Below are 6,762 nucleotides of genomic sequence, written 5' to 3'. Positions count from 1 at the left end.
TTGTCGATCTGGCGCTGCAGGATGGCGAGTTGGTGGCGCAGCGTCAGAATCTCGACGTTCTTATCCGAATCGGTCACGGGTATGAGCCGTATGAGGGTGAACACGCTCGTGAGCGCCAGGTAGGGCAGTCGCAGCAGCACGATGGACCATCCTGGCTTACTCCGTCTCGCAGACTTCAGCCATATCCGAGAACCGGCAGGTCACAGCGCATGGATGGGGTTTTCGGCACCCACAGGCTCAGGCCGAGATGCAGGCCGGCCTGCCCGTCCGGCGCGTGGTCAACGGCGTGGCCTGCCTTGCCCAGCAGGTCGACGAGCATCTCCGACAGCTGCGGATCGTCTTCGACCAGCAGCAGCCGGGGCTGGCCGACAACCGCAACCGCAGGTGGCGTCGGTTCTGTCACCCGCCGATAGTGACACGCTGGGCTAAGAATTCTCCAAGATCCGGCTGGCATCGTGGGTACCTGGACGCGCGGCATCCGCGCCCATCCTCGCCTGGCTAGGAGAACGTGTGCTCGACACCATCAACGGTGTGCCGGTGCATCCATTGGTCGTACACGCTGTCGTCGTGTTGCTGCCGCTGGCCGCCCTCGGTGTGGTCGCTACCGCCGTCCGGTCCGCTTGGCTGGCCCGGTTCGGCAGCGTGGTCGTCGCCACGGCGGCCCTCGCCGTCGTCACGATCCCGCTGGCGACCGCGAGCGGCGATCGCCTGGAGGCCCGCGTCGGCAACCCCGGCCTGCACGCCGAACTCGGTGACACGCTGCTGTGGTTCGCGCTGCCGCTCCTGGCGGTGGCGGTGGTGCTTGTGTGGAGACGCCGACGGTCCGCCGCGGCAGACCCCGCGTCGCCGCGTGCCGGCCGGCCGGTCGTCACGGCGACGGTCTCGATCCTGGCGGTCGTCCTCGCGGTCGCCGATCTGGTGCAGGTGTACCGGGTGGGCGACTCGGGCGCCCGAGCTGCGTGGAGCAACGTGGGCAGCGCCACGCGCGCCACGAGGCACTGAAGGTAGCAGCGATGCCCACGACGACCGTCAGGCGGTCGCGGCACCGGCCAGCCGCAGCTGCGCGTACGACGGCGGGTAGCTGGTGGCCCGACGCGATCGGCGCGTCCGCGGCGTTGACGATGCTGGTCGTCGTCGCGTTGTGGATCCACGGTGGCGGTGTGCAGCGACTGGGCGGCGTCGCCTCGGCGCTGACCTCGGCCGGGCGGCTGGCCGGCCTGGTGTCGGCCGACCTGCTGCTGGTCCAGGTCCTGCTGATGGCACGGGTGCCGTGGATCGAGCGCACCTACGGCCAGGACCGCCTGGCCCACCGGCACCGGCTGGTCGGGTTCACGTCGTTCAACCTGATGCTGGCCCATATCGTGCTCATCACCGCCGGCTACGCCGGCACCGGCCACATGGACATCGTCGCGCAGGCCTGGGACTTGGTCGCCACGTACCCGGGCATGCTGCTAGCGACCGCCGGCACCGCCGCGCTCGTGTTGGTCGTCGTGACCTCGATCCGCACGGCCCGGCGGCGCCTGCGCTACGAGTCCTGGCACCTGCTGCATCTGTACGCCTATCTCGGGGTGGGCCTGTCGCTGCCGCACGAGCTGTGGACCGGCGCGGACTTCGTGTCCTCCGGGCTGGCCCAGGCCTACTGGTGGACCGCCTACGGCGTGGCGGCGGGGAGCGTCCTGGCCTTCCGTCTCGGGCAGCCGGCCTGGCGCAGCCTGTACCACCGCATCGTGGTCCAGCGGATCGTGAGCGAAGGTCCTGGCGTGGTATCGGTGTACCTACACGGCCGCAACCTGGACCGCCTGCCGGTACGGGCAGGCCAGTTCTTCCTGTGGCGGTTCCTCGACGGCCCGGGCTGGTCGCGCGGCCACCCCTACTCGCTGTCCGCCGCCCCTCGGCGCGATCGGCTACGGATCACCGTGAAGGCGACTGGTGATGGCAGCGCCCGGCTGGCCACGCTGCGCCCGGGGACGAAGGTCATCATCGAAGGCCCGTACGGCCAACTGGTCGCGGCGCGCCGTCGTAGCCGTGGCGTCGCGCTGCTGGCCTGCGGTATCGGGATCACTCCGCTGCGGGCCCTGCTCGACGAACTCCCGCCTTCGCAGACCGTGCTGCTGTACCGGGCGCGTAGCGAAGCGGACCTCATTTTCCGCGCCGAACTTGATGAGTTCGCCGCCCGCCGGGGCGTGCAGGTGTGGTATCTGCTCGGCCCCCGCCCCGCCCGCCGATCCTGGCTGCCCGCCGGGTGTCCGCCGGACGAGCAACTGCTCGGAGACTTGGTGCCCGACATCGAGCGGCGCGACGTGTACCTGTGTGGACCGGACGACTGGATGGGCCTCGCCGAGTCCGCCGTCCGCCGCGCGGGAGTCCCGGACGAACGCATTCATCTCGAACGGTTCGCCTGGTGAACCCAGGTCATCACATCGGAGGACGTTGACGGTGCGCCGCATCACGCTGTGGATCGTGGCGACCATCGCCACCCTGGTCCTGCTGTTCAGCTACCGCACCAGCACCATGGGCGCCACCCCGTCGCCGGCGTCGGTCGCGGCCGCCAACCCGCCCGGTATCGTCTCCGGTCCGGCGCCGACCGGCCCAACGGAGCCCGGCCCGGGTAACCCGGCCGGGACGGCCGCATCGGCCCCCGGCGCCAGTACCGCACCACAGCGAGCCGGCGGCTCGCTCGTCGTCAACGGCACGGTGATCCAGACGCGGTACGGCCCGGTCCAGGTCCAAGTCCACATCAGCAACGGCAAGATCACCGACGTCGTGCCGCTCCAGCTGACCAGCGGCAGACGCCGCGACGACGAGATCAACGCCTACGCCGTACCGCAACTGCACGACGAGGCCCTCGCAGCCCAGAGCGCGAACATCGACGTCGTGTCCGGCGCCACGTACACCAGCGAGGGCTACATCAAGTCGCTGCAGGCCGCGCTCGACGCCGCACACACCCGCTAACTACAGGATCGGGTCGCGGCTCGGGGGAGCAAGTGCCGGCGGTGACGGACAGTTCGGTGAGCAGGTGTTCGACGCGGCGCTTGATCTCGTCGCGCATCGGGCGAACCGCTTCAATGCCGTGTCCAGCGGGGTCATCGAGCTGCCAGGGCGGCGTTGCGTTGTGGGATCGGCGAACGTGTCGACCTGGTGTTCGGGTCCGCGGTCGGACCGCTTGGGTACGCCGCTTACGTCACCGAACTGATCGGTACGTTCTTCCTGGTGTTCACGGTCGGCGCGAGCGTGCGCATCGGGTCACCGCTCGCTCCGCTGGCCATCGGCGCCATCCTCATGGTCATGATCTACGCCTGAGGTCCGCGAAGAAGGCCAGTCATTCCACCGGCACGAGGGCCTTATCACCATGGTGGCAACCACACGGCTCCCGACCGAATGAGTCTTGCAGTCGAACAGGTCTTCCTCAGGTGGCGCACAGCCCACGAATACGTTGCCTACCCAGCATGGGATCCAGGACACGGCGGCGACCGCCATCCAAAGGCCCCCGATGACGGCCAACCAATGATGGAGGACGAGATGGATCAAGGTAGCAGGCGATCCGCCACAGTGAGAGACAACGCTACCGCGCGGAAGCGGCCGCATGCACGTTCGACCGGTGCCGCAAAGGCTCACGTACTGCGCCTCGAACGGTCGGGCGCCCAGTGGCCGGTGTGGAACACGACTCTGCAGCTGGTCGTCACCTCACGGGACCAGCTCGCTGACGCGCAGAGACTGGTCATCGACCAGGTGGCGGCCATCGATGACGCATGTAACCCGTTCCGGCCCGATTCCGAGGTGCGCATGTTGCAGCAAGCGCGAGGGCGACAGGTACGTGTCAGTCCTCTGCTGGCGGAACTGGTGGCAGTGTCGATCCGGGCGGCGGTGATCAGCGACGGTGACCTCGACCCCCTCTATGACCCCCTCTATGACGATGTGCTGCAAGAGCGCGATGGGGACCTGCTCTGGATGCGGCCACGCATAGGCACGGCAGATCTGCACTCGCCCTCGGTGCCGGGCTGGCGCAGGATCCGCCGAGACGGACGACGCCTCACCGTGCCGGCCGGAGCGCTGCTTGACCTGAGCGCCATGGCTGCGGCCCACGCTGTCGACCGCTGTGCGCGGTTGATTCATCGACGGTTCAACGTCGGAGTACGGGTTGACATCGGTGGCGATGTCGCCTGCGCCGGGCAGCCTCCGTCCGCCGGTTGGGAAACGCTGCTCCGGACGGGCGAAGCCGGACCGAATATTCCGGCCGAAGTTGGGCCCACCCCGTTTGCCGTGGCCAGGTCCGTCGGCCACCGGTGGCCGGGCGGCGGCGGCAAGCCTGCGGGCTACACCTTCCATCCGAGCACCAGCCGGGTGACGGTATCGGTGTGGCGCTCCGTGTCGGTCGCGGCGTTCCCCTGCACCCACGCCAAGGCCCTGAGCATGTCGGCGATGATGCGCGGTCACGCCGCAACCGGCTGGCTTCACCGGCTCGGCGCATCCGCCCGGCTGGTCGCCGCGAACGGCGAGGTGATCACCGTTGGCCGCTGGCCGGCACACGAAGCGGGTTGCTGGACGACGAGGTAGAGCCCGGACGATGACGGATGGTGACGCGCACCGCTCCGCGGCGCCCGCCAGGTCGACGAGCGACCCCTGTCGTGGCATTGGGTGCCCTGGCGCTCAGCGAACTCTTCGGGAGGATTCCCTGGGTTCTCGCAAGCACGCCGCGCATCGTTGAGTGAGCCGTGCCGGCCGACCGGCTCGTACGTGGCCGGGCACCGACGGGATGCCGCCGTGAGATACGTAGAGAGGACTGCAATACCATGCCGCGTGACAGCCGGAAGGCACGCGCCGCCGCGGCCCGCAAGGCCATGGAGCGAATGCGGCGGCAGGAGCGTAGGCGACGGTGGCTGTTCACCGGCGCCATGACCGGCTTTGTCGCGGCCATTGTGCTCGCCGTGGTCCTGGTGGTCGCCTTCCACCAACCGGGCAGGGTGGCGGCTTCCCCGGCGATTCCGGCCACCCCGCTCGCCACCGCCCAGGGCCGCACCGACCAGCCGCCGTGGTCGCTGCCGGCGGACACCACCGCCCAGGTACGCGCCGCGGCGCTGCCCATGCTGACCACGGAAGGTACCGTCGAGCACATCCACGCACATCTCGACGTCATCGTCAACGGGCAGCCGGTCGTCGTGCCGGCGGACATCGGCATCGACCGGTCCACCGGCCGGCTCAGTCCGCTGCACACCCACGACACCACTGGTGTGCTCCACGTCGAGTCGCCGGCGCAGGCCGATTTCAGCCTGGGGCAGCTGTTCACCGAGTGGCAGGTGACGCTTTCGGCCAACCAGATCGGCGGGCTCAAGGCCGGCGACGGCAAGGTGCTGCAGTCGTACGTCAACGGCAAGCCGTACCAGGGCGATCCGGCCGGCATCATCCTGCGCGCACACGACGAGATCGCGATCGTCTACAGCACCCCAGCACAGCAGCCCGACCCGCCCTCGACCTACGCCTTCTCCGCCGGACTGTAGAGCCGACATCCATTCGGTGTCGACGGGCGGCGATGTGCGATGCTGCCTGGTCAGGGGGCCGCGACCCGGCGCCACCGGCGACAGCAGCAGCGGTTGTGAGGAGCGACGTATGCAGTACCGTCAGCTTGGCCGGACCGGCCTGTCCGTTTCCGAGATCGGCTACGGCGCCTGGGGCATCGGCGGGTCGGCGTGGGTGGGCGCGCGGGAGGACGAGTCGGTACGCGCCCTGCACCGGGCGATCGAGCTCGGCGTCAACTTCATCGATACCGCCCGCGGGTATGGCGAGAGCGAGCGGATCGTCGGCCGGGTCGTACGGGACCACCCGGGCGAGCACCTCTACGTGGCGACCAAGGTGCCGCCCAGGAATGGCATATGGCCGGCGCCGGCCGGCGTGGACCCCGCGGAGACGTTCCCGGGCGAGCACATCCGCGACAGCGTGGAGACCAGCTTGCGTGCGGCCGGGCTCGACGCCTTCGACGTGCTGCAGTTTCACGTCTGGAGCGACGAGTGGGTCGGCCGGGGTGACTGGCTGGAGACGATCGCGGCGCTCAAGCAGGAAGGCAAGATTCGCTTCTTCGGGGTGTCCATTAACGACTACGAGCCTGACAACGCCCTGGAGCTGGTGCGTAGCGGTCAGGTTGACACCTTGCAGGTGATCTACAACGTGTTCCACCAGCAACCGCAGGAGCGGCTGCTGCCGGCGTGCGAGCAGCACGACGTCGGGGTTATCGTGCGGGTGGCGCTGGACGAAGGCGGCCTGACCGGGCAGCTCCGTGCTGACACCACCTTCCCGGAGGGCGACTTCCGCAACCGGTACTTCGGCGGCGACCGCAGGGCACAGGTTGAGCAGCGTGTCGACGCCCTCGTCGCCGATCTGGACATCGGAGCTGACGACGTCGCGGAAGCGGCGTTGCGCTTCGTGCTGGCGGCCCCGGCGGTCTCCACCGTCATCGCCGGGATGCGCAGTGTCCGCAACGTCGAGCGCAACGCCGCCGTCAGCGACGGCCGGACGCTGTCCGGCGAGCAGCTGGGAGTGCTGGCCAGGCACCGTTGGGAACGCAACTTCTACCAGCCGGCCTGAGCGTCACTGGTCCCCTGGCCGGGCATGGCGAGGCAACCGCCAGTCAGAGGCAGACCGTCTTGATCTCGAGGAAAGCGGTGCTGCGGGCCGGCCGGGGCCGGTGCGTCATGCGTGGGCAAGATCCAGGCAGACTTGAGTTGCCCTGTGTCAACCCCTGGGTCGGGCGGCTGTTGGTTGGTTTTGGTT

8 protein-coding genes are annotated in these 6,762 nt (G+C 69.1%); 7 read left to right on the top strand and 1 reads right to left on the bottom strand.

Annotated features, from left to right (window positions below; all coding sequences use genetic code 11):
- Positions 1 to 175: 175 nt before the first annotated feature.
- Entirely contained in the window at positions 176 to 403 is a 228-nt protein-coding gene (locus ACFPIJ_RS56180; protein ID WP_380127782.1) for a hypothetical protein, read from the bottom strand.
- A 107-nt stretch (positions 404 to 510) separates the two neighbouring features.
- Here ACFPIJ_RS56180 and ACFPIJ_RS56175 point away from each other — a divergent pair, with 107 nt between their 5' ends.
- From ACFPIJ_RS56175 to ACFPIJ_RS56145, 7 genes are all read left to right on the top strand, one after another.
- Positions 511 to 1,002 (top strand): DUF2231 domain-containing protein, encoded by a 492-nt coding sequence (locus ACFPIJ_RS56175; RefSeq protein ID WP_380127781.1) that lies wholly within the window; start codon positions 511 to 513, stop codon positions 1,000 to 1,002.
- Positions 1,003 to 1,013: 11 nt separating this feature from the next.
- The gene (locus tag ACFPIJ_RS56170; protein WP_380127780.1) at positions 1,014 to 2,405 is read left to right on the top strand and encodes a ferredoxin reductase family protein; all 1,392 of its coding nucleotides are present in this window, start codon (positions 1,014 to 1,016) and stop codon (positions 2,403 to 2,405) included.
- Positions 2,406 to 2,436: 31 nt separating this feature from the next.
- A complete protein-coding gene (locus ACFPIJ_RS56165) occupies positions 2,437 to 2,952 on the top strand; it encodes an FMN-binding protein (RefSeq protein WP_380127779.1) in 516 nt (171 codons plus the stop codon).
- 186 nt (positions 2,953 to 3,138) lie between these two features.
- Positions 3,139 to 3,300 (top strand): hypothetical protein, encoded by a 162-nt coding sequence (locus ACFPIJ_RS56160; protein WP_380127783.1) that lies wholly within the window; start codon positions 3,139 to 3,141, stop codon positions 3,298 to 3,300.
- A 204-nt stretch (positions 3,301 to 3,504) separates the two neighbouring features.
- A complete protein-coding gene (locus ACFPIJ_RS56155; protein WP_380127778.1) occupies positions 3,505 to 4,554 on the top strand; it encodes an FAD:protein FMN transferase in 1,050 nt (349 codons plus the stop codon).
- Positions 4,555 to 4,790: 236 nt separating this feature from the next.
- Positions 4,791 to 5,495 (top strand): hypothetical protein, encoded by a 705-nt coding sequence (locus ACFPIJ_RS56150; protein ID WP_380127777.1) that lies wholly within the window; start codon positions 4,791 to 4,793, stop codon positions 5,493 to 5,495.
- 109 nt (positions 5,496 to 5,604) lie between these two features.
- Complete coding sequence (locus ACFPIJ_RS56145) at positions 5,605 to 6,576, top strand: aldo/keto reductase (protein WP_380127776.1); 972 nt, start codon at positions 5,605 to 5,607, stop codon at positions 6,574 to 6,576.
- The last annotated feature ends 186 nt before the right edge of the window (positions 6,577 to 6,762 follow it).

Origin of the sequence: Dactylosporangium cerinum (assembly GCF_042653625.1) — a bacterium.
Taxonomy (GTDB): Bacteria; Actinomycetota; Actinomycetes; order Mycobacteriales; family Micromonosporaceae; genus Dactylosporangium; species Dactylosporangium cerinum.
This window is presented reverse-complemented; position numbering and strand designations above follow the sequence as displayed.